We start from the raw sequence: 20,729 nt of genomic DNA, 5'->3' as shown, positions 1-20,729 counted from the left end.
GTTTCAGAGCTCAGGTCCGCTACCCACTTCCAAACCATTCGCTGGAACAAATTTAGTTATCTGCCCGTTTTCAACCATGTAGCAATCCATGCCTGCCGATGTCGCTGCGTGCTGGCCTATAATCGTATCTTCAAACACCACACAATCGCTCGGTTCAAGCTCTAACTGGCTAGCGACTTTCAGAAAAGTATCCGGGTTAGGTTTGTGATTTTCTACGTCATCTGAAGTCACAATCGTACGTATCATTAATGGGATATCGGTTGTCTTTAAAATCGCCCTTGCATGCTTGGCTTGAGCACCAGTGCCGATACCTATCTTTTTTAACTGATACTGTTGCTGTAAGAGTGCGTATGTCTCCGGGATAACATCCCCTTTGTGCTCAATAGCCTCAAAGTTAGCGATTTTGTCCGAAGTAATTTGTTGAGCATCAAGAGTTAGATCGTAACGCTTAAGGATCTCTTGAGTCACTTTTCGCGATGGCATCCCACCAAGTTGATCGAGCCACTCTTTGTCGTAGGGAATACCAAACTTCTGACAAGTTTGTTCCCATGCATGAGCGTGTGCCACCATAGAATTGACCAGAGTCCCATCGAGATCAAAAATAATTCCTTTATATTTATCTAACTTTGGCATCGTCAATCTCTCATATTGTTTTGAGACTCATACTACTAATCACCATACATAAAACCTATTCATGATCGCCTTAATATGATCTTATTCAACAATCCGACAATTAAACGAATTGATGTAATAAAAGCCGTTGTTTTACTATTGAAATCATATTTTGAGCACATCTCACCCATTTTTACTTAAACCAAGTAGAGTTGCATAAATTGAAGATGATATAGTCCACGAAAATCAAATACCTTGGACACGACCATGCATTCTAGCGACATCATCAAATTGGCAAATTTAGGCGTTAATATCGAAATTTCAAAAGACTCTTCATTGCATCCTTCTGATGCGTTGGAAGTAGTAAAGATTGTTGCTGAAATCGGTAGCCAAATCACCATCAAGAAAAAGTACCACACAGACTACCTAGTTCAGATGGCTGAAGTAGGCCGTGACCATGTGACGATTGCTGTTTAAACATCGCTTTTTCTAAACACGATTTGTTGGGAAGTAACAAACTATTTAGAAGAAAAAACAAAGCACCACATAGCTATAAAAAATGCAGCATATTGGGGGCAATATGCTGCATTTTCTCTTTTCGTTAGGAGCATGAAGAACGCAAAGAGAAACTGGTTAATAATTCTAGGTAGAGTTAGTGGTCAAACAATCTCGGAACACCCGTTTGCACACAAACATCATTCAGTCGTTTTTGTGCCGTGAGAATGTTCTCTTTCCAACGTTCATCTTGAGCCCACATCTCGATCACGAGTGGTACAACGCACTCAGTCTCTTTCAACGTTTCAAAAATGGCATTGAAGTCAACTTCACCATCACCAATCACTAAGTCTCGAAACTGCCCTTTGTACTCGTCAGTCACTTTATAAGTGTCTTTGAGGTGGATCTGAGTGATATGAGGCTTACTCAGTTTTAGCTCAGTCACTATGTCGTAATTCCAACCAGAAATATTACCCACATCCGGATACGCCGTGAAATACGGTGAATTGACTTCGCGACTCAGCACTTCGAACTTACTCAAAGAGTTCAAGTAATCTGTATCCATGATTTCCACAGCGAGCATTACGCCCGATCTTTCCGCCAACCGTGCTGAAAGCTTCATGCCTTCAATGAACCTCTGATGGGTCACCTTATCCGCAGGCTCGTAGTAAACGTCATACCCAGCCAGTTGGATGGTACGAATACCCAACTTATAAGCCAACGAGATCGCTTTCTCCATATGGATAACCGCTTGTTCTCGAATCGCAGGGTCAGCAGATCCAAATGGGAACTTACGATGCGCGCTTAAACACATGGATTGCAGCGGTACGCCGTGCTTTTCACAAAGACGACGCAAGGCATACACTTCTTCGTCATTCCAATCTAGTCGGCTGCGACGCTCGTCTGATTCGTCTACCGATATCTCAAGAAAATCAAAGCCGAGCTCTTTGGTTTGCTTAAGTTTATCTTCCCAGCTGAGTTCGTTAGGTAGAGCCTTCTCATAAAGCCCTACACGGTGGCGTAACAGGTTTTGATACATAACGCCTCCTAGTTCCAGTAGCGATCGATCTGAGCTTTTAGCGCTTCTGCTGTTTCTTTACCTTTGTCACCCGCAAGTGCTCGACCTGCGATAAAGGTTTTCGCTTTAATGCCTTCAAATAGGTAAAGGTCTTCAGGCACGATACCGCCCGTGATAGAAAGCTCGATGCCCATTTCAGACAAGGCACGCATCTTCACGAGATCTTCTTCTGTCCAACCCACACCGGCTAATTCAGCGTCACGAGAACGGTGGTAAATCGCTTGTGAAATACCTAAGTCGACCCAAGATTGAGCATCGTCCATTGTCCAGTTACCATAAATTTCGATTTGGATTTCACCGTTAAATTCATCTGCGACTTTCTTACATGCACCAATAGTCGCAATGTGTGCGGCTGCAGAAACGGTAATCCAGTCGGAGCCTGCTTCAAATGCCATACGCGCTAGAATTGCGCCGCCATCTGTGGTTTTCATGTCGCACACTAGGATATGGTCTGGGTGATTTTTACGAAGCGTAGAAACCGCCGTCATTCCCTCTGCAAACGCCAAAATAGTACCCACCTCAATCACATCAACAAAGCTTTCAACGTTATTTGCCACTTCAATTGCTGCAGGAAGGTTTGTTTGATCTAGGGCGATCTGAATCATTGGTTTAGTCATGTTGTTATCCTTTAATTTGTTCACGTATTAGACGGGCTAAGCCATCATGGTTGTTATCTGTTGAGCACACGCGTTGAACGTGTGACTTGACGATGTCATCAGCATTGAGCATCGCTACACCTAATCCGGCGTACTTGAGCATGGATATATCGTTATGGTTATCACCGACGGCAATAACGTCATCGGCGTGATAACCGAGCTCTGCAATGTATTCAGCAAGGCGTAGGCCCTTACTGTTACCTTTCGCTGCAAAATCGATTCGGTTTGACCAAGAACGCTCACCGTTGAAGTTCTCTTCTATCCATGGGTGTTGCATTAAACGGTCGACTGAATCTTGACTACCTTCCACCACAAACTTCCAAACGTGTTCGGCTTGCTGAGCCGTTTCAATGAATGATTCCACTTGGTAAATTTGAGGGCGATGCTGCTCTGGTGCCGTTTCTGCCCAACTTTCCAATGCCAACATGTAGGCAAATGGGTTGTAGTGTGAGTACGTCATGGCATGCGTGATGTACATGACCATTTTGAGCTGAAACTCGTCTGCCATATCGATGAAGGTCAGCGCTTTGTCTTTACCTATGGAATTTTGAGTCAGTACCGTTTCAGTTTGATAGTCATAAACATAAGTGCCGTTACAGCAAATGATTGGCGTATCTAACCCCAATTCGTAGTAATAAGGTCGTGCTGCTGTGTGGTGTCGACCAGTCACAATCACGACATGACAACTTTGTTTGGCTTCTTGGATCGCCTTTTTCACTTCTGGATGAATCGTGTGATCATCCTTTAACACGGTTCCATCGAGATCTAACGCCAGCACTTTATACATAGAGTCCTCTCACTTATTCCCTGAAGTCGGGCCTAGTCAATATTGAAACTACTTAGAGTCGAAGCTCGTTAAACGGCTTACTTAAACAGCCTACTTAAACGAACAGTCGATTTACTGTTGGCCGTAATAAGCATTTTCACCGTGCTTACGTAAGTAGTGTTTGTCGGATAGTTCTGGCTGAATTTTGATGCCGCTGTTCAAGGTGCGCGTTGCCAACGCCATTGCAGAAACTTCTTCTAATACCACCGCGTTGTGAACCGCACCGTTGGCGTCTTTGCCCCAAGAGAAAGGCGCATGTCCTGCAACAATCACGCTGGGAACGGCCATTGGATCAATTCGGCGTTGCTTGAACTCTTCAATGATCACCAAGCCAGTATTTTTCTCGTACTCTTCAGCAATTTCAGAGTGAGACAATCGACGTGTACATGGGATGTCACCGTAGAAATAGTCCGCATGAGTAGTGCCCAATGCTGGAATATCGATACCCGCTTGCGCCCAAATTGTGGCACTGCGTGAATGTGTGTGAACAATGCCACTGACCTCAGGGAAAGCTTTGTAAAGCTCTAAGTGAGTTGCGGTATCACTTGAAGGATTAAGTTTCCCTTCAACAATGTTGCCTTCTAGATCGACGACCACCATGTCTTCAGCCGTCATATCACTGTATTCAACACCCGATGGTTTAATCGCTATCACGCCATTAGTACGGTCAAACTCAGAGACATTTCCCCAAGTGAATGTCACCAAACCGTACTTCGGAAGCTGCAAATTCGCTTCTAAGACACGTTGTTTCAATTGACTATATTTAGACATATCGACTCCTTAAGCCGCTTCCGCTTGCAACAAAGCAGCATCAATTAAACGCGCGACTTCTTCTGGGCTTTTGCAGGCACGAAGTTTCGAGAAATCTTCGTCAAATTCAATCAAGTTCGCCACTTGCATCGTCCCTTCGATGTGCTCTTCTGAATCCTTACCCGCAAGCGTGATCAGCACATCAACAGGCTCATCAACACCTTCAAAGATGATCGGCGTTTCAAGAACCGTTAACGCAAAGCCGGTACGAATCACGCCATCTTCAGGACGGCAATGAGGCAGTGCGAACGCATCATGAATGCAGATGTAAGGGCCCTCTTCACCAATCGCTTTAGTAATCGCATCGTAGTAACGCTCTTCAGTAATGCCAGCTTTAACCAATGCATCAGTACCAAGCTTAATTGCGGCTTTCCAGTCAGATGCTTTTGCGTTCAGTAGGATAGAGTTATTCCTGATAAGAGATTCTTTTAAGTTCATGTTATTGCTCACTTATATAATTGTTTTTATTGGCTCAGCAGTGCGAGACCACTGAGCCGTTTTTAATTATTTGTGGAAGTTGTTCTCGATGATGGAAACCAGTTCGTCGCCGAAAGTTTTCACCATAATCATGTTCTTAACCGCTAATTGTTGCTTACCTTCCGGCAGGCCAGTGATCTTCGCAGCAAGCGCAACCGACGTAACGATGATGTCGAATGAACCAAGGTGCGATTTGTAATCAGTAATGGCGCTGTTAAAGGTCGAGCTTGGGATGCCTTTCTTGTCCAAGTACTCTTTGATTTTCTTAGAACACATCATTGAAGAACCTTGACCTGAACCACAGCACACTAAGACACGAACCGGTTTCTGGTCAGCTGCTGGTGAGACGCGAATTTCTGACGTTGCAGAAGCTGACGTCGTAGAAGCTGATGGCGCTTCAGCGGTTGCTGTCGATTGTTGTGGTACTGCGATTTCAACCTCGATGCCTTCAGGCGTTACTGCGGTCATTGTTTCAGCAGCAGCTTCTGCGTCTTCTTCAGCTCGTAGTTGCTTAGAAGCGAAGTACATGTAGACACCAGCTAAAGCCAGAATCCCGAAGAAGAACATATTAGAACTCGAGAGACCTTGCATGATAGGTGGGAAGACAAGCGCCCAGTCAGCCATACCCATCCAGCCATTAAACTCTGCACCCGATTGAGCAAAGATATGAATTGCCCAAGCAGAACCAACCACTTCGATGATGCCCATCACGAAACAGATCTTCATTACCGCTTTCCAACCACCAAAGTGGTTAGCAAACACACCGATAGTTGCGTTCGAGAAGAACATAGGGATAAAGCCAGGAATAATCATGATAGGAGAATCAAAGGCTAACATTGCAAGAACGGCTGTGAATTGGCCAACAGCGCCCCACATGAAACCGAATACCATTGCATTTGGAGAATATGCGTAGATAGCTGCACAATCGATTGCTAAAACAGCATTAGGAATAAGACGTTGAGAAATACCGTTAAAGGCTTCTGATAACTCCGCTACGAACATACGGACGCCCGTTACAATAACTTGAATAGCGACTGCGAATTTCAGACCAGTTTCGAAAATATAGATAAACCAGTGTGTTTTTCCTGCCATGTCTTGAAGGTTATCAAGACCAAATGAAAGAAGAATAATGCCGAAGAAAGCAGTCATGACTAACGTTGTCGCTGCGATGCTATCGTGGAAAATGTGTAACCATTTAGGCAGTTTGATGTGGTCAACGCTGTCATTTTTGTCGCCAAGCTTAGGAGCAACCTTTGTCGCTACCCATGACGCAAACTGTTGTTGGTGACCAATAGAGAAACCCGCCCCGCCAGTCACTTCTTGAGTCGGCTTGAACATGATATTTGACGAGATACCCCAGTACAACGCCATCAATATTGCTGAATAGATGATGGTTTCCCACATACCTGCGCCAAGCACGAAGTAGAAAACAGCAATGAGACCAGCTTGTTGGAACATAATATGCCCCGTCAGCATGATGGTTCTGATACCAGTAATGCGGCGGAAGGCAACAAGAAGAATGTTCAGTCCCAGTGCCAACAATACTGCATACCCGACCCAAGAGTAATTGTCGCCCATGGTTTCCATGGTAGACATCATGGTTGTGTAAGGGTCTATCACTGACCCCGTCAATCCATGAATCTCACTCATTTTCAAAATCACCGGTTTGAAACCCGCTACCAATGTTCCTGCACCTACCTGAACTATCATGAAACCAACGATGGTTTTAATAGATCCGGAGATAATAGTTGTTGCGTCACGCTTGAGTAGAATGTAACCCAGACAAGTAACAAGACCGAGTAGCAATGGTGCTTTGGTCATTACCTGACTGTAAAAAATATAGAAAATATCGTATAAGAATTCCATATCTTTACCCCTGATTAATTTTTAATTTTAATGGTTTGTAGGATGTGATGATGTCTAGTTTTGCTCACGAACTAAACTTTACCAATCAAAAGTAATCATTCAATGCTCACTTGTGATTACTTTGATTTATATCAATTAACCACACCCAGAATGTGCCTAATTGAGCTTCGGATCACACCGGAAAACAACAAAATGAATAAAATCAATAGCTTAAAAATGATTGTGATTAAGATCTGGTTTTTATAGCGATGTAGTTTGACAATCATGACGGTGATTATTAGAATCAAAACAAATCAAAAGTAATCATAAAATTGTCACAACGACATAAAGAGTGATAAATATGAATGAAGTACAAAGACATAACGGCATTGTGTCGCTGTTAGAAGATATGCAGACAATAAACGTCTCACATATCATTGATAAATTTAGCGTTTCACCAGCTACAGCAAGACGCGACATCGCTAAACTGGATGAAGTTGGTAGGCTTAGAAAAATTCGAAACGGTGCAGAACGAGTAGAGACTCAGAAGAGAAAGTGGTCACCACTCAATATAAACAGCACTGATTTCTATGAAGAGAAAGCTGAGATTGCACAAGCAGCAGCTGGACTTTGCGAGGCTGGCGATACAGTCGTTATCAACTGTGGTTCTACTGCGTTCCTACTTGGACAACAGTTATGTGGGGAAGATGTTCAGATCGTAACGAACTACTTCCCACTCGCAAGCTACTTGATCAACGAAGATCATGACGATGTCATCATCATTGGTGGTCAATACAACAAAGCACAGAACATCTTTTTAAATCCCGCGCCCAATTCACTGGGAGGCTATGCCGGAAACTGGATGTTTACTTCAGGTAAAGGCTTAACCGATGCTGGCCTCTATAAAGCAGACATGTTAACCGCTGTCGCAGAACAGCAAATGCTTGAACAAGTCGACAAGCTTGTCGTTGTAGTCGACAGCTCAAAAGTTGGGCAACGTACTGGAATGCTATTTTGCAGCGCTAAGCAAATTGACATAGTCATCACCGGTAAAGAAGCCAACCCAGACGTCGTTAAGCGGATTGAAGCACAAGGGACGCAAGTCATCCTAGTTTAAATCCAGGGCGAGCAAGCCCACCAAATAATAATAAATTTAGCTCAGTGCCTTAATCAAAATTAGGGCGCTCGGTTCCCTACATCCAAAATTAATCAAATTATTGAAATAAAAGGTATTATCATGAGCAACGTAAACGAAATTACTCGCGAGTCTTGGATCCTAAATACATTCCCTGAGTGGGGCACATGGTTAAATGAAGAGATCGAGCAAACTGTCGTGCAACCGAATACATTTTCTATGTGGTGGCTTGGCTGTACAGGTATTTGGCTAAAATCAGAAGGTGGTGCAAACCTATCAATGGACTTCTGGTGTGGTACTGGTAAAAAAACACAAGCTGTTCAAAAAATGAAAAACCAGCACCAAATGATGCGTATGGGTGGTGTTGAAGCACTTCAACCAAACCTACGTACTGCAATCTTCCCACTGGACCCTTTCGCTATTAAAGAGATCGATGCGGTTATGGCATCTCATGACCATGGCGACCACATTGACATCAACGTTGCTGCAGCCGTTCTACAAAACTGTGGCGAGCACGTTAAATTCATTGGTCCTAAAGCGTGTGTTGATTTATGGATGAAATGGGGTGTGCCAGAAGATCGTTGTGTTATCGCGAAAGTTGGCGACGAGATTAAGATCAAAGACGTCAATATTAAGGTTCTTGATGCATTCGACCGTACTGCTCTAGTGACACTTCCTGAAGGCACTTCTTCTTTAGACACTGATATCTTAGGTGGCATGGACGATCGTGCAGTGAACTACCTAGTAGAAACGACAGGCGGTTCAGTTTACCACTCTGGTGACTCTCACTACTCAAACTACTACGCAAAGCACGGTAATGACCACAAGATCGACGTTGCACTGCTTTCTTACGGTGAAAACCCACGTGGCGTGACTGACAAAATGACATCTTCAGACATTTTACGTGCCGCTGAATCTTTGGATTGTGAAGTCGTTGTTCCTTTCCACCACGATATCTGGGCTAACTTCCAAAATGACCCACGTGAAATTGAAATGCTGTGGAACATGAAGAAAGAACGTCTGCAATACGGCTTCGCACCTTTCTTCTGGCAAGTCGGTGGTCGATACACTTACCCAACAGATAAAGGTCGTATGCACTACCAACACTTCCGTGGTTTTGCAGATATCTTCAAAAACGACCCAGAACTGCCATACCGTGCATTCTTGTAATTAGAAAATCAACCAAAGAGGGAGCATGAGCTCCCTTTTCTTTATCTACTAAAATGGAATTTTTATGTTGTTGCGCGAATTTAAACATCACTTCAAGCGTGGTGATCTAGAATCAGCCGTCGCCGTTAACTCTCCAAATAATGATGGTTATTATCTAATGGTTCGAAGCAATAAATGGGGAGTAAATAGTTTCTTAGAGTCTGACAGAAAGCTGAAACCAAGAGTGTTCAAAACCCAACAAGCTCTGCTTAATGCTGCAAGATCAATTGGCTTCAATCATCAATCAGTCGATATGCAAAACCTCTAGAGCCTTCTGTCCCCCCAGTTCATCACATGATCCCCTTTGTCCATCTCACCTTTACACTGTGAATATTGCAACTCTGTTTGGATAGGTTAGGCTCTCTGTCTAACATCAAAACAAGGCCAGACAGGCGAGAAAAACAATGAAAGTTGACTATCACAAACGGCTGATTCCCGTTATCCGTTATCTAGAAAAACGCTTTAATGAGCCATTAAACCTGCCAGAGGTAGCGGCGTTAGCCAACTTTTCACCCTACCATTTTCATCGTACTTTTAAGGCCGTTCAAGGCGAGACGCTTGCTGATTTCATCAGACGATTGAGACTCGAAGCGGCAGCCAATGATCTCTTCAAATCCAAACAACCTATTATTAACGTCGCATTGGATTATGGCTTTTCATCGTCTCAGAGCTTTGCCAAGGCATTCAAACAACATTTCGGTGTAACACCGAGTGCATTTCGCGATTGCGAAGATTACCAAGCGTTCAGCGAGCTAACTCGAAATAGCAAGATTGGACACTCATTGCGCAAGAATGGAAACGATGCAACTGACGGCAATTCATATACTAACTCCGAACTTTCAACATGGAGTATGACAATGAAAACACAACAATTTGAAGCATCAAAACTGGCGTATGTACGAGTGACAGGCCCCTATGGGCAAGGCTATGAAGAGCCAAGCGGTCGTCTTTATCAATGGGCAGAAATGAAAGGACTAGCGAGTAATAGTTGCATCTTTATCTATCATGACAATCCAGAAATCACTCCAACAGATAAGTGCCGAACAGACATCTGCTTGATGGTTTCAGACGACACTGAAGTGCCAAGTGGGATCGAATTAAAAGATTTTCCCGGTGGGCAATATGCAGTAATGCGACAAAAAATCACAGAGCCAAGCCAATACGCTAAAGCGTGGGATGACCTGATGAGTAAGGTCATAGAGTCCGGTATCGAAACCGAAGACCGTCCTTGCTTTGAGCTCTACCACAGCTACAATCCACAAACTCAGCATTCAGACGTTAGCTTCTGCACCGCAATTAAATAACAAACAAAATTCAGTAACAAAGCCTACCTCGCGTAGGCTTTCGTTCTTTAGTTAACGAACCAATAAGGACTCTTACGAAAGCTTCTTAAAGTCTATGGTTCCATTTCCCTTGATGGTCGCGGTCGCAATTTTCTTGTGTATCGTAACTGACGTGCTTATCGATATTCTTCAATGTAATCCCAACCTGACTAAACGCCTTTTGGATAACAACAGAGACCTCCTGCTGCCCTCCTCCCTCTAAGAAGTTCGTTCTATCCTGATTGGTATCGAATACACAGACGATTTTCAAACTTTGCGGGAATGAAGAGAAATTGACCGTATGAGTCACCCAAAGAAAACCATCGTAGCTTTTCAACGTATCTTCACACACGTCAGTTAACACGTCTCTGATTTGATTCTCGATTTTCTTATCTGATTTACGCATGCGGCAAAGGTCCTATTTAACACCTTAAAAAATAAGGTTTTTCGGTCAGTTTTGTACTACCTGATATTGGACACTGTGGCGGTTTCAAATGCAAAGTATTTATTGGGAGAGTCGACTAGAAGATATAGGGAAAAACCTCATGTTGATCACTGACGGGGCAATCAAACATGAGGCGAATATAGAATTTACGAAGATCTTAGCTCGCCGCTTGTTCCCAATCAGTCAGTAACTTCATGATTACGCGAGAGTCTTGATGAGTCGCCATTGGCGCAGCAAGTTGTGTGTCACCTTGCTCAACCGCTTGGCGGATATTACGCACTTGATAATGGAAACCATCGCCTTGCGCTTCGACTTTCACTTCACGTGTCGACGTCTCATAGATCTCTACCGTAAACGTATTTTCTGCCGTCGGTAGCCATGGGTTGGTGTCGAGTGTGATACAGCCTTTGCTGCCTAGAATCGTGAAGCCATGCTTTAAGCCGTGGTCTTCTGCAGTATGGATTTGAGCAGTGAAGTGGTCGTTGAAGCGCATCATCGCCGACGATTCACAGATATTGCCATCTTGGCCACGTCGGCCGATTGCCGAGATCTGCACATCATCGAACACACTCTCGCCAGATTGCTGCTGCGCAACAGAATGAATCAGCGACATTGGATAGCAACCCAGGTTGTACAACGCGCCTTTACTTGCAGGATTTACGAACTGATCAATCGCCGCAACGTAGGAACCTTGGATTGAGCGCACTTCGCCAATCTCACCGGTTGCCAACTCTTGATGAAGCTTAGCGATAAGCGGGTGATTTAGATACATCAAACCTTCTGCGAAGAACACGCCAGATGCTTTCACCGCTTGTAGAGCTTGCTCGGTTTTTTCCATATCTACCGACAGAGACTTCTCACACAAGATCGCTTTGCCTTTTTGAGCGGCTTTAATCATGTATTCGTGGTGAACGTGGTTTGGTAGGGCAATGTAGATGATGTCGACCGACTCATCTTCAATCAAGGCGTCATAGCTGTTGAAGGTTCGTGTTGGTTGGTATTGGGCAGCAAACTCGTTAAATGTTTTTTCAGTACGACCAGCGACGGCATACAGTTCACTTTGAGCATCGCCTTTAATCGCATCCGCCATTACGCCTGAGATAAAGCTGGTTCCTAGGATTCCCCATTTCATGTCTTAGATCTCCTGCTCTTGTGCTTTGATAGGTCCACGTTGCGTTTCGAATGCTTGAACCAACTCGGTAATGCCACGCTCAATAAACGCTTTGGTATGAGGCATCACAAAGTGCTGATTGATCGCTGCACGGTTAGCGTATTGCTCAAGCAAAATCACACGATCGCTTTGGCTTTGATCATAGGTTGCAATCGCTTGTAGGCAGCCCGGTTCGCTTTGCATGTCTAAACAAAACTGTTCGATAGCTTCGATCGCAGCAGCTCGCTCTATGTTGGTTTTGATCTTAAGTTCGGCAGTAACAAAGATGGTTTCATTCGTTTGAGGCATTTCACGCTCTTATTTTAGTTAATTATCGGTTTGCCATTAATATAATTAACCCCTAATAATTGATAAACTCACCTTTTGTTTATTGTTTATCAACCAAGAGTGTTCAATGGATAAGTTAACCAGCATGAAAGTCTTCGTCTACGTAGTGGAACAAGGCAGCTTTCGTAGCGCCGCAAACCACTTCAACTTGTCGGCGACCATGATCAGTAAGCATGTCCATTCCTTAGAAACCAGTTTGAACTCTCAGCTGATCCACCGCACCACGCGTAAGCAATCGTTAACCGATTCAGGGCAGCTTTATTACCGAGAATGTAAGCGAATTCTCGAAGACATCAGCAATGCTGAAAACCTCATTCAAACCTTGGAAAATCAACCGCAAGGCACAGTAAAAATAAACTGCCCTGTCACCTATGGGAACAAAGTACTCGCTCCAATAGTAGCTAAGTTTCTCGCACATCACCCAACCATTAACGTTGATTTGATGTTGAATAATGACCTTGTTGATCCTTACTCTTCAGATATTGATTTGATTGTACGTATTGGTGAGCTGTCCGATTCAAGTTTGGTCGCCAGATACTTAGGGGATTATGAGATGTGTTATTGCGCCGCGCCCGCTTACCTAAACCAACATGCTGAAATCAGAGTACTAGAAGACTTGGCGCAGCACCCATCGCTTGGATTCAGTTACAGCAGCCAAGCCCCTCACGCCACACCGAATAAAGAGCGTGTGCGCTTGATGTCGAATAATGGTGATGTGTTGCGATATGCTGCTCTACAAGGCGTAGGTGTGTTGTTACAGCCGACTATCTTAGTTGCCGAAGAAATTGAGCGTGGGATGCTATTGGAGATCTTGCCCGGCATGGCGCCGTTACCAAAGCCGATTCACTTGCTCTACAAAACTAAGCAACTTTCTTTAAAGAACCGAACTTTTGTCGAATTTTTATTAGCCGCTCTTTCTGAGTAACTAACCGCTTTCTAAACAACAAAGACCGCTAGACTGTTTGCCAATGGCTCATCAAGCGTTTACCAAGCTCAGAAGGTGTGGTGTTATGGACGATCATCTCATCACATTGGTTGAACACCATGAAGTGTTTAAGTTCTTCGCACAAAGCGTGAATCAATGACTCATGACTTTTAACTTTGTCTTCAACAACCAAGTTACGAATATTGAGTAAACGGGTCTTCCTATCGACCTTACAATCCATTCGCGCCACCAGCTTACCTTGCCACAGAATCGGCAAACTAAAGTAACCAAACTGACGCTTGGCCTCTGGCACATAGCACTCAAGGAGGTAGTCAAAGTTGAACAATGATTGCATTCGCTTTCGTTGAATCAACAGATTATCAAACGGAGACAGTATCTTTAGCTTGGTTCTGGAAAGGGGTTGATTCAACAACTCAAACGCATCAGGCTGGACATAGTAATCAGAGCCTTGAATCTCTACTTTCAGAACCTGCTTATCTTCAAGCATCTGTTGGAGTGTTTTCTGAATCAGAGACTTAGTGTTCTTGAGCAGGTAGCTCATTTCCGACGCTATTCCGACACCATTAGCTTCTAAATAACGCGTAATTAGATGCTCGATGTACTCTTGTTCTGTCGGTTCAGAGGTATCAATTCCGCTCGGTAAAACTCGCTCGGTTAGGTCATACACCTTATGAAAATTCACTCGGCTTGGCACCATTAAGTCGCCTTGCATGAACAATGTTTCTAACGCTTGCTTGGCCGGTTTACCGCCCCAACCGCCGGGGTTTGGCCTATCCCCTTCAAAATCTTTCGCCATCAACGGCCCTTCATTCTCAATACGTTTGAGAACATGAGCCATCAGTGCGTCATCCTTTTTATACCAATGCTTGAGCTTACCGATCGCAAAGCCATTCTTGCGATGTAGGCTGAATCGAAAGTCACGCATGGGTAAATACGCGGCGGCATGAGACCAATACTCAAACACTTCTCGACGCTCTAACAACTTATCAAGATGGTTCGATTGGTAGTCTTGATTGCGATTCCACAACGTATGATGGTGGGCACGCTGAATCACAGAGATGGTATCAATTTGCACATATCCAAGGTTTTCAATCGCAGACAGCGTATTCGCCAAAGCGCCCCCATTACGTTGCTTTTTAGGTGGTAACTTTTTGGGTGGCAACTTTTGCGAAAGCAGTACAATTTTTTGCGCTTGAGCTAGTGACAGTGATTCCATGAAATTCAGACTCTAATTGATACTAATGATCCGTTTATGACTCAGCAACAAGCTCTTGAAGAATCTGCTTGTAGGTTTCTACCGTCTGCGCGCCCGTCACTGCACTCTTACGATTGAACACCACAGTAGGAACAGCTGAGATCCCCATGCGTTGCCATTCAAACTCTTGCGCTTCAATTTGCTTCAAGTTGTCGGTGTTCTTTAGGCGCTTCAATGCCTTCGTTGAATCTAGCCCAACCGCTTCAAGTTCTTGCGCGATGACCTCAAGATCAGACAGATCTTTTTGCTCTGTGAAGTGAGCGGTAAAGAAGCGTAGCTTTAACTTAGTCTGTTTACCATGCGCCAGTGCGAAATCGAGAAGCACATGCAGATGACGGGAATTGACCATTCTCATGCTGTCATAGAAATTGAAATCGAAACCAACCGCTTTGCCACGAGCCGCAAGTTGCTCACGCGAACTTTGGCTCTCTTCCGCACTAGAGCCGTATTTTCTCATGATGTGATCGCGCAGGTTTTCACCCTCTTGCAGCATATCAGGATTGAGCTCAAACGGCTGCCATTCAAGTTCAATTTGCTCTGCTAAGCCAAGCTCAGCAATAGCTTGCTCTAAGTTTTTGTAACCGACCACGCACCACGGGCACATTACGTCAGAAATAATATCGAGTTGAAGTTTCTTGCTCATCGTCATTCCAAATGATCATTGATAAGGCATGTCCGCTGTATAAGCAGGCATCCAATTTATCTTCAGACTACAACAACCTGAACAATCGTTCAAATTTAACTAACAGGATCTGTAGCCAACAAAAAAGCCAACTCATATTACCGAGCTGGCTTTAATAAAAATCTGTTGGAGCTTAACCGCGTTACGCTAGCAGCTTCTCTAGCACTTGGAACACACCTGCATCCACGTTACTTGGCGCAGCAAAACGAGCGATCTCTTTCAGCTTTGGATGTGCGTTTTCCATCGCGTAAGAGTGGTAGCTCTCCTTAAGCATTTCCAAGTCATTAAGGTAGTCACCAAAACTCATGGTCTGCTCGTAAGTGAAACCTAATGTGTTTTGTAGATGTTTAATCGCCGCACCTTTTGACGCTTCAGCGTTCATCACATCCAACCAAATTTTTGCACTTACCACCACTTGGTAGTTCTCACCGAATTTGGCATCAATAGTTGGGTTCACTTTCTCTTGTGAACCGTCGAAGTGACAAATAGCCACCTTAATAAATTCATCTTCTACCGTCAGTAAGTCTTCTACTTGCTCACGGCGATGGTAGTACTTAGAGATCTCCGCTAGAGCGAGTTCGTCTTTGGTTTCGATGTACGCCGATTTCTTACCACATAGCACCACATGCGCGCCTTCAATAGCACGAGCTTCTTTAATGATCTCTTTGATGGCATCAGTATCAAGTAAGCAGCTGTAAAGCTCTTGGCCTTTGTGCATCACCAATGTGCCGTTTTCAGCAACGAACATCATGCGATCTTTTAGCGGGGCAAAGGTTTCCATCAAGCTGTAGTACTGGCGACCCGATGCCGCAGCAAAAATAATATCTTGAGCTTCTAAGCGCTCGTAAAGGTTGAAAAATTCTGGGTCTAACTTTCCGTGTTCATTAAGCAGAGTACCGTCCATATCAGCAGCGATAAATTTGATGTTCTGTTGTGGCATTTCAGGGCTTACCTATTAGTAAAAATTAAAGTGCAAATTATGATTTTTCGTTATCTTGTGTAACGGTTCTACGTTCGATTATATCGCTAGAGTAGCCAGTGAATGCAATGCTTTTCGATAGGCTTTTTTCTTCGAATGATGGCTTGAGTCTGACTTTGAATCAAGCTGACCAAACTCACTTCTTACAATAAGTCCTTCGATAAAAGTCATAACCGATTCACTGCGTAATTCGAGTATTGCAGTGTCTACTTCTTCATTACCTCTTACCACATCACGAATGCTGTTTTTGAGCCAAACCTTGTGCTGTCGTGAGAGCATCGCAATGTCATCTTCCGACTCTTTAAATTCGGCTAGTGCGTGCATGAACATGCAGCCTTTGAAGTCAGGTTGTTCAAACCACGCAAGATGCCAATCTAACAGCGCATCGAGTTGATTTTGTATCCCAGAAGTTGATGATAGCACCGCTTCTAAACTCGACTCGAAACGCTGATGACGCCTCTCTAACACCGCTTCAATCAGTTTGGTTTTCGAGCCAAAATGGCGGTACATGGAGGTTTTAGATACCACCGCCTCGTCTCGGATCATATCCACTCCAACTGCGGTATAGCCATACTGATTAAATAGCGACTCCGCTACATCCAGAATCAAATCTTTTTTACTCATCGTTCATCAACCTCAAATCGCTCTGAAATCGTAGAGCTCAATTTCTCGTTGCAAGAAGTGTACAGATCTGTATCATCCAGATCAAATGGTACAGATCTGTACACTTTCAATAAAAAGAGATAACAAGAGGAAATGATTATGATCGATAAACTATCTGGTGGTGGAGCTCTTCCTCCGAAAGCAAGCATAAGCCAACTGATTAAAGGTTTTATTGGCGGTACGCTGGGTATCTTAATCTTGTGTTTATTAGCAGAAAGTTCTGGGGTTGCGTGGCTAATGGCTCCATTTGGTGCGACGTGCGTACTGCTGTTTGCGGTGCCTACATCGCCGTTAGCTCAACCTAGAAACGTCATTGCAGGCCACTTTATTTCGGCTGCTGTTGGTCTAATCGCGTTATATGGCTTTGGGGATGCCTATTTAACCATGGCAATCGCCGTCGGCTCATCCATCATGCTAATGCAATACTTTCGAGCGGTTCACCCACCTGCTGGCGCTAATCCTATTGTGATAGCTTTAGCAGGTACTACGCATGTGGATTGGACGTTCTTATTTACTCCAGTATTAATCGGCAGCATCGCTTTGGTCGGTATTGGTGCGTTATTGAATAACAGCAATTCACAACAAAAATGGCCGTTATACTGGTTTGGTTCATCTAAGTCTTAGTCCGTTGAATTTCAATAGTAAGTAACGATTTTCGTATCCAACTTAAGAGCAAATTGAAAGATCACATTGACCCTTGTATAAAATGGGCTTACTATTAATCGTCTTTTAACGATTATGGAAAGCGAAACATCAATATGAACGAAACTTGCCCTACAACTGGTGGCTGCGCTCTACCAATCGGACATGGTGATACCGAAGCTGAAACGCAAATGGCAGCTCTGGCCAAAGCGCTCGCTCACCCGGCAAGAGTTCGTATATTGAGTATCCTTTCAACGCTAGAAAAATCGGGGGGCTGTTTGAACAGTGACTTGGTTAGCGAATTAGGTTTGGCGCAATCGACAGTATCAGAGCACCTAAGAATCTTGAAAACCTCTGGTTTCATCACTGCTGAATCGATACCACCGAAGATGTGCTACCGCATTAATCGAGATAATATTCAGCAATTTGAATCGCTAATCGACACCATTTTGAAATAGATTTATCGCGCTTAGTTTGTCGAATACAATAAACTAAGCGTATTTTTTGCCTTTAAATATCGTTTTTCGACGATTAACGATATCAACAAAGAGAGATTATCATGAAACCAAAGTTAGGTTTTCTAGATCGCTACTTAACACTGTGGATCTTTATTGCCATGGGCCTTGGTGTATTGCTTGGCACCCTATTCCCACAGATCGAACAGTGGAATGAATCGATGTCGGTTGGTACCACCAACATTCCGCTTGCGATTGGCCTTATCTTAATGATGTATCCGCCTCTTGCTAAGGTTAACTACAACCTATTAGGCACCGTGGTCAAAGATAAGAAAGCCATCAAACTATCTCTGATCATGAACTGGCTTGTTGGCCCTATTCTGATGTTCGTGTTGGCGCTAACATTCTTAGGTGACCACCCAGGTTACATGGTCGGCGTAATTCTGATTGGTCTTGCTCGTTGTGTGGCGATGGTTCTGGTTTGGAACGACATCGGTGGTGGTAACAAAGAGTACGGCGCGGCATTGGTTGCTCTAAACAGTGCATTCCAGGTAGTGAGCTACAGCTTTATGGCGTGGTTATTTATCAGCGTTCTACCACCGGTATTCGGTTACGAAGGCATGATGGTTGATATCTCGATGATCGACATTGCACACAGTGTACTTATCTACCTAGGTATTCCATTCCTAGCGGGCTTCTTGAGCCGTAAGATCCTTGTGTCAATGAAAGGCGAGCAGTGGTACAACGACGTGTTTATTCCACGTATCTCTCCAATCACACTGATTGCGCTACTTGCGACTATCGTTCTGATGTTCAGCCTAAAAGGCGAGATGATTGTTGAGTTGCCAATGGACGTATTGTTGATTGCGGTTCCACTGACTATCTACTTCACAGCGATGTTCTTCATCAGCTTCTTCATTGGTAAGAAGATGGGTATTGAATACGACAAGAACGCATCAATTGCATTCACAGCGACAGGTAACAACTTCGAGCTAGCGATTGCTGTTGCTATCTCAGTATTCGGTATCAACTCAGACCAAGCGTTTGCAGGTGTTATCGGTCCACTGATTGAAGTACCTGTGCTGATTTACCTAGTGAACGTGGCGCTTAAGATGAAAGACAAGTACTACAACGGTCAGACGGTTAAACCTAGCGTCTAGCATCTACATCTAGCTCTTACAAAAATCAGTATCACTTTGAACAGAAAGGCTCACACGCTAAGCGGTGAGCCTTTTCTTTATTCAGTTTCGTCTAATAAGCCTTTCAAAGCTTGTTCAAGCCAAAGTAACGCAGGACCTTTTGAGCGTGTTTTAGACAGAACAAGATCAACGGGTGGCGACCATGTTTTGTGATCGAATGAGACATTAATTTCCACTAAACGCTGTTTATTCAGCTCCTCTTCGACAAGGTGCTTGGGTAAGTATGCCCAGCCAATATCACTGCCGAGTACCATCTCTTTGATCACAATAAAGCTGTTTGACCACCACACCTTACCGGCAATCATCGGAAACTGATCCATCACCTTACCTTTGTCTCCCCTCAACATTAACTGACGATGCGGGAGTAAGTCAGTGAGTTTCGCCACACCTGTTTTTGCGAGCGCATGACTTGGATGACACACAGCAATAAACGGTAAGTGACCGATAAAGCATGGCTCAGAACCGACATCAAAAGCCAAGTTGGTAAACATCAATCCAATGTCGGCTCTCTCTTCGATAATTAACGGATTGACCTCTGTTGTGGTACACGCAACCAGTTCAACTTCAGTAGCAGGGAATTGTTGACTGAACTGACTAAGGATCTTAGATAAGTTCGGAACCAGTAATGAATCATCTAATGCAATTTTGATGAGCCCCTCTTCACCGCTACCCATCGCACTAACCGTCACATTCAGATCTTCAACCTGAAGCACGATCGCTTTCACCTGTTTAAATAACTGCTCGCCTGCTTTGGTTAGTGAAGGCTTTCGAGTCGAACGATCAAAAAGCTCAACATTAAAATCTATTTCAAGATTACTGATGCCTTGGCTTACCGCCGACTGCACCTTCCCTAAATGACGAGCACTGGCAGAAAATGACCCTAATTCAACGGCATACACAAACATTTTCAGCTGTTCAATGTTGTACATTCGGTTTCTCCCAAAACTTATTATCACTAAATGTGATAATAACTATCTTTATATTATCACTTAAATAGATATTATCTAGCCAAGTCATTAGCCCATCGGCGGCTATTTAATCGTAAAGAGAGTTAGAAAAATGTCACATAAAGAACGCATGTTGCACATGGTGCTATTTGAATTGGTTGCTTTGGTTTTGATGGCAGGGCTTGCAACCTATATTACAGGAAACGGCGCAGGCGAAATGGCAGGCTTAGCGCTCGTAATATCATTGATAGCAATGGCTTGGAACTACGCTTACAACTATGGCTACGACAAAATTTACGGAGCTGACCGAAGCAAAAGAACCAAGAAAACACGTGTTCTGCACGGATTAGGTTTTGAGCTTGGGTTGATGACAGTGACTCTACCTGTCTTGATGTGGGTTCTACAACTCGACTTCCTTACCGTACTGATCATGGACATCGGCCTAGTTATTTTCTTCGTACTTTACGCGATAGCGTTCAACTGGGCGTATGACTCAGTTCGAGATCAATTGGTAGCGAAAGGAAAAGTAAGTGTGCTGAATTAATAAAGCCGT

At 43.9% G+C, this 20,729-nt stretch carries 25 protein-coding genes; 10 read left to right on the top strand and 15 right to left on the bottom strand.

Features of this window, described 5'->3' with window-relative positions; translation table 11 throughout:
- Positions 1 to 3 precede the first annotated feature (3 nt).
- Positions 4 to 633, bottom strand: a complete 630-nt coding sequence (locus AACU28_RS02000) for an HAD family hydrolase (RefSeq protein WP_121602236.1) — start codon at positions 631 to 633, stop codon at positions 4 to 6.
- Between the two features lie 246 nt (positions 634 to 879).
- Here AACU28_RS02000 and AACU28_RS01995 point away from each other — a divergent pair, with 246 nt between their 5' ends.
- Entirely contained in the window at positions 880 to 1,089 is a 210-nt protein-coding gene (locus AACU28_RS01995) for a hypothetical protein (RefSeq protein ID WP_050651020.1), read from the top strand.
- A gap of 175 nt (positions 1,090 to 1,264) precedes the next feature.
- Here AACU28_RS01995 and AACU28_RS01990 read toward each other — a convergent pair whose 3' ends face one another.
- The 6 genes from AACU28_RS01990 to AACU28_RS01965 all read right to left on the bottom strand — a co-directional run bounded on the left by AACU28_RS01990 (position 1,265) and on the right by AACU28_RS01965 (position 6,820).
- Positions 1,265 to 2,146 carry an L-ribulose-5-phosphate 3-epimerase gene (locus tag AACU28_RS01990; protein ID WP_102453872.1) on the bottom strand — a complete coding sequence of 294 codons (882 nt, stop codon included), beginning with the start codon at positions 2,144 to 2,146 and terminating at the stop codon, positions 1,265 to 1,267.
- 8 nt (positions 2,147 to 2,154) lie between these two features.
- Positions 2,155 to 2,802, bottom strand: a complete 648-nt coding sequence (locus tag AACU28_RS01985; RefSeq protein WP_017078555.1) for a 3-keto-L-gulonate-6-phosphate decarboxylase UlaD — start codon at positions 2,800 to 2,802, stop codon at positions 2,155 to 2,157.
- A 4-nt stretch (positions 2,803 to 2,806) separates the two neighbouring features.
- Complete coding sequence (locus AACU28_RS01980) at positions 2,807 to 3,628, bottom strand: pyridoxal phosphatase (RefSeq protein WP_102445455.1); 822 nt, start codon at positions 3,626 to 3,628, stop codon at positions 2,807 to 2,809.
- Between the two features lie 111 nt (positions 3,629 to 3,739).
- On the bottom strand, positions 3,740 to 4,438 hold the full coding sequence (locus tag AACU28_RS01975; RefSeq protein WP_121602235.1) for an L-ribulose-5-phosphate 4-epimerase: 699 nt from the start codon (positions 4,436 to 4,438) through the stop codon (positions 3,740 to 3,742).
- Positions 4,439 to 4,447: 9 nt separating this feature from the next.
- Entirely contained in the window at positions 4,448 to 4,915 is a 468-nt protein-coding gene (locus AACU28_RS01970; protein ID WP_017081778.1) for a PTS sugar transporter subunit IIA, read from the bottom strand.
- 66 nt (positions 4,916 to 4,981) lie between these two features.
- Positions 4,982 to 6,820, bottom strand: coding sequence for a PTS ascorbate-specific subunit IIBC (locus AACU28_RS01965; RefSeq protein ID WP_076649246.1), 1,839 nt, complete (start codon positions 6,818 to 6,820; stop codon positions 4,982 to 4,984).
- Positions 6,821 to 7,160: 340 nt separating this feature from the next.
- Here AACU28_RS01965 and ulaR point away from each other — a divergent pair, with 340 nt between their 5' ends.
- The 4 genes from ulaR (at position 7,161) to AACU28_RS01945 (ending at position 10,447) form a co-directional block, all read left to right on the top strand.
- Positions 7,161 to 7,916 carry an HTH-type transcriptional regulator UlaR gene (gene ulaR / locus AACU28_RS01960; RefSeq protein WP_017081776.1) on the top strand — a complete coding sequence of 252 codons (756 nt, stop codon included), beginning with the start codon at positions 7,161 to 7,163 and terminating at the stop codon, positions 7,914 to 7,916.
- Positions 7,917 to 8,036: 120 nt separating this feature from the next.
- Positions 8,037 to 9,104 carry an L-ascorbate 6-phosphate lactonase gene (gene ulaG / locus AACU28_RS01955; RefSeq protein WP_017089479.1) on the top strand — a complete coding sequence of 356 codons (1,068 nt, stop codon included), beginning with the start codon at positions 8,037 to 8,039 and terminating at the stop codon, positions 9,102 to 9,104.
- A gap of 64 nt (positions 9,105 to 9,168) precedes the next feature.
- A complete protein-coding gene (locus tag AACU28_RS01950) occupies positions 9,169 to 9,411 on the top strand; it encodes a hypothetical protein (protein ID WP_017078551.1) in 243 nt (80 codons plus the stop codon).
- 136 nt (positions 9,412 to 9,547) lie between these two features.
- On the top strand, positions 9,548 to 10,447 hold the full coding sequence (locus AACU28_RS01945; RefSeq protein WP_121602234.1) for an AraC family transcriptional regulator: 900 nt from the start codon (positions 9,548 to 9,550) through the stop codon (positions 10,445 to 10,447).
- Between the two features lie 85 nt (positions 10,448 to 10,532).
- On the opposite strand, the gene AACU28_RS01940 is transcribed toward AACU28_RS01945, so the two are convergent.
- The 3 genes from AACU28_RS01940 to AACU28_RS01930 form a co-directional block, all read right to left on the bottom strand.
- On the bottom strand, positions 10,533 to 10,871 hold the full coding sequence (locus AACU28_RS01940; protein WP_108192289.1) for a Fis family transcriptional regulator: 339 nt from the start codon (positions 10,869 to 10,871) through the stop codon (positions 10,533 to 10,535).
- Positions 10,872 to 11,067: 196 nt separating this feature from the next.
- Positions 11,068 to 12,042, bottom strand: coding sequence for a Gfo/Idh/MocA family protein (locus AACU28_RS01935; RefSeq protein WP_121602233.1), 975 nt, complete (start codon positions 12,040 to 12,042; stop codon positions 11,068 to 11,070).
- Between the two features lie 3 nt (positions 12,043 to 12,045).
- Positions 12,046 to 12,369 (bottom strand): putative quinol monooxygenase, encoded by a 324-nt coding sequence (locus tag AACU28_RS01930; RefSeq protein WP_102483327.1) that lies wholly within the window; start codon positions 12,367 to 12,369, stop codon positions 12,046 to 12,048.
- Positions 12,370 to 12,475: 106 nt separating this feature from the next.
- Here AACU28_RS01930 and AACU28_RS01925 point away from each other — a divergent pair, with 106 nt between their 5' ends.
- Positions 12,476 to 13,333, top strand: coding sequence for a LysR substrate-binding domain-containing protein (locus tag AACU28_RS01925; RefSeq protein ID WP_102575455.1), 858 nt, complete (start codon positions 12,476 to 12,478; stop codon positions 13,331 to 13,333).
- Positions 13,334 to 13,361: 28 nt separating this feature from the next.
- Here AACU28_RS01925 and AACU28_RS01920 read toward each other — a convergent pair whose 3' ends face one another.
- The 4 genes from AACU28_RS01920 to AACU28_RS01905 all read right to left on the bottom strand — a co-directional run bounded on the left by AACU28_RS01920 (position 13,362) and on the right by AACU28_RS01905 (position 16,894).
- The gene (locus AACU28_RS01920) at positions 13,362 to 14,570 is read right to left on the bottom strand and encodes a winged helix-turn-helix domain-containing protein (RefSeq protein WP_121602232.1); all 1,209 of its coding nucleotides are present in this window, start codon (positions 14,568 to 14,570) and stop codon (positions 13,362 to 13,364) included.
- A 34-nt stretch (positions 14,571 to 14,604) separates the two neighbouring features.
- The gene (locus tag AACU28_RS01915) at positions 14,605 to 15,252 is read right to left on the bottom strand and encodes a DsbA family oxidoreductase (RefSeq protein WP_121602231.1); all 648 of its coding nucleotides are present in this window, start codon (positions 15,250 to 15,252) and stop codon (positions 14,605 to 14,607) included.
- A 181-nt stretch (positions 15,253 to 15,433) separates the two neighbouring features.
- Positions 15,434 to 16,231: a Cof-type HAD-IIB family hydrolase gene (locus AACU28_RS01910; protein WP_121602230.1), complete on the bottom strand. Its 798-nt coding sequence runs from the start codon at positions 16,229 to 16,231 to the stop codon at positions 15,434 to 15,436.
- 78 nt (positions 16,232 to 16,309) lie between these two features.
- A complete protein-coding gene (locus AACU28_RS01905) occupies positions 16,310 to 16,894 on the bottom strand; it encodes a TetR/AcrR family transcriptional regulator (protein WP_121602229.1) in 585 nt (194 codons plus the stop codon).
- Positions 16,895 to 17,032: 138 nt separating this feature from the next.
- Here AACU28_RS01905 and AACU28_RS01900 point away from each other — a divergent pair, with 138 nt between their 5' ends.
- The 3 genes from AACU28_RS01900 to arsB all read left to right on the top strand — a co-directional run bounded on the left by AACU28_RS01900 (position 17,033) and on the right by arsB (position 19,190).
- Positions 17,033 to 17,557, top strand: coding sequence for an HPP family protein (locus AACU28_RS01900; protein ID WP_121602772.1), 525 nt, complete (start codon positions 17,033 to 17,035; stop codon positions 17,555 to 17,557).
- Between the two features lie 134 nt (positions 17,558 to 17,691).
- Positions 17,692 to 18,033 (top strand): ArsR/SmtB family transcription factor, encoded by a 342-nt coding sequence (locus AACU28_RS01895; RefSeq protein ID WP_017092734.1) that lies wholly within the window; start codon positions 17,692 to 17,694, stop codon positions 18,031 to 18,033.
- A gap of 101 nt (positions 18,034 to 18,134) precedes the next feature.
- On the top strand, positions 18,135 to 19,190 hold the full coding sequence (arsB, locus tag AACU28_RS01890; protein ID WP_086050533.1) for an ACR3 family arsenite efflux transporter: 1,056 nt from the start codon (positions 18,135 to 18,137) through the stop codon (positions 19,188 to 19,190).
- A 77-nt stretch (positions 19,191 to 19,267) separates the two neighbouring features.
- Here the strand turns inward: arsB and AACU28_RS01885 are convergent, their stop codons facing one another.
- The gene (locus AACU28_RS01885) at positions 19,268 to 20,158 is read right to left on the bottom strand and encodes a LysR family transcriptional regulator (RefSeq protein ID WP_121602228.1); all 891 of its coding nucleotides are present in this window, start codon (positions 20,156 to 20,158) and stop codon (positions 19,268 to 19,270) included.
- A gap of 130 nt (positions 20,159 to 20,288) precedes the next feature.
- On the opposite strand from AACU28_RS01885, the gene AACU28_RS01880 reads away from it, so the two are divergent.
- Positions 20,289 to 20,720, top strand: a complete 432-nt coding sequence (locus AACU28_RS01880) for a PACE efflux transporter (protein ID WP_086050531.1) — start codon at positions 20,289 to 20,291, stop codon at positions 20,718 to 20,720.
- Positions 20,721 to 20,729: the final 9 nt, after the last annotated feature.

Origin of the sequence: Vibrio sp. SBT000027 (assembly GCF_963894355.1) — a bacterium.
GTDB classification, from domain to species: Bacteria; Pseudomonadota; Gammaproteobacteria; order Enterobacterales; family Vibrionaceae; genus Vibrio; species Vibrio splendidus.
The sequence above is the reverse complement of the archived record's forward strand: the minus strand, read 5'-3'. Positions and strand labels throughout refer to the sequence as shown.

Excerpts from the sequence above, each read along its gene's own strand:
- ulaR (WP_017081776.1), top strand. The coding sequence starts at position 7,161 with ATGAATGAAGTACAAAGACATAACGGCATTGTGTCGCTGTTAGAAGAT.
- AACU28_RS01910 (WP_121602230.1), bottom strand. The coding sequence starts at position 16,231 with ATGCCACAACAGAACATCAAATTTATCGCTGCTGATATGGACGGTACT.
- AACU28_RS02000 (WP_121602236.1), bottom strand. The coding sequence starts at position 633 with ATGCCAAAGTTAGATAAATATAAAGGAATTATTTTTGATCTCGATGGG.
- AACU28_RS01905 (WP_121602229.1), bottom strand. The coding sequence starts at position 16,894 with ATGAGTAAAAAAGATTTGATTCTGGATGTAGCGGAGTCGCTATTTAAT.
- AACU28_RS01940 (WP_108192289.1), bottom strand. The coding sequence starts at position 10,871 with ATGCGTAAATCAGATAAGAAAATCGAGAATCAAATCAGAGACGTGTTA.
- AACU28_RS01885 (WP_121602228.1), bottom strand. The coding sequence starts at position 20,158 with ATGTACAACATTGAACAGCTGAAAATGTTTGTGTATGCCGTTGAATTA.
- AACU28_RS01985 (WP_017078555.1), bottom strand. The coding sequence starts at position 2,802 with ATGACTAAACCAATGATTCAGATCGCCCTAGATCAAACAAACCTTCCT.
- AACU28_RS01920 (WP_121602232.1), bottom strand. The coding sequence starts at position 14,570 with ATGGAATCACTGTCACTAGCTCAAGCGCAAAAAATTGTACTGCTTTCG.
- AACU28_RS01900 (WP_121602772.1), top strand. The coding sequence starts at position 17,033 with ATGATCGATAAACTATCTGGTGGTGGAGCTCTTCCTCCGAAAGCAAGC.
- AACU28_RS01880 (WP_086050531.1), top strand. The coding sequence starts at position 20,289 with ATGTCACATAAAGAACGCATGTTGCACATGGTGCTATTTGAATTGGTT.
- AACU28_RS01915 (WP_121602231.1), bottom strand. The coding sequence starts at position 15,252 with ATGAGCAAGAAACTTCAACTCGATATTATTTCTGACGTAATGTGCCCG.
- ulaG (WP_017089479.1), top strand. The coding sequence starts at position 8,037 with ATGAGCAACGTAAACGAAATTACTCGCGAGTCTTGGATCCTAAATACA.
- AACU28_RS01995 (WP_050651020.1), top strand. The coding sequence starts at position 880 with ATGCATTCTAGCGACATCATCAAATTGGCAAATTTAGGCGTTAATATC.
- AACU28_RS01990 (WP_102453872.1), bottom strand. The coding sequence starts at position 2,146 with ATGTATCAAAACCTGTTACGCCACCGTGTAGGGCTTTATGAGAAGGCT.
- AACU28_RS01975 (WP_121602235.1), bottom strand. The coding sequence starts at position 4,438 with ATGTCTAAATATAGTCAATTGAAACAACGTGTCTTAGAAGCGAATTTG.
- arsB (WP_086050533.1), top strand. The coding sequence starts at position 18,135 with ATGAAACCAAAGTTAGGTTTTCTAGATCGCTACTTAACACTGTGGATC.
- AACU28_RS01980 (WP_102445455.1), bottom strand. The coding sequence starts at position 3,628 with ATGTATAAAGTGCTGGCGTTAGATCTCGATGGAACCGTGTTAAAGGAT.
- AACU28_RS01925 (WP_102575455.1), top strand. The coding sequence starts at position 12,476 with ATGGATAAGTTAACCAGCATGAAAGTCTTCGTCTACGTAGTGGAACAA.
- AACU28_RS01965 (WP_076649246.1), bottom strand. The coding sequence starts at position 6,820 with ATGGAATTCTTATACGATATTTTCTATATTTTTTACAGTCAGGTAATG.
- AACU28_RS01895 (WP_017092734.1), top strand. The coding sequence starts at position 17,692 with ATGAACGAAACTTGCCCTACAACTGGTGGCTGCGCTCTACCAATCGGA.
- AACU28_RS01950 (WP_017078551.1), top strand. The coding sequence starts at position 9,169 with ATGTTGTTGCGCGAATTTAAACATCACTTCAAGCGTGGTGATCTAGAA.
- AACU28_RS01930 (WP_102483327.1), bottom strand. The coding sequence starts at position 12,369 with ATGCCTCAAACGAATGAAACCATCTTTGTTACTGCCGAACTTAAGATC.
- AACU28_RS01935 (WP_121602233.1), bottom strand. The coding sequence starts at position 12,042 with ATGAAATGGGGAATCCTAGGAACCAGCTTTATCTCAGGCGTAATGGCG.
- AACU28_RS01945 (WP_121602234.1), top strand. The coding sequence starts at position 9,548 with ATGAAAGTTGACTATCACAAACGGCTGATTCCCGTTATCCGTTATCTA.
- AACU28_RS01970 (WP_017081778.1), bottom strand. The coding sequence starts at position 4,915 with ATGAACTTAAAAGAATCTCTTATCAGGAATAACTCTATCCTACTGAAC.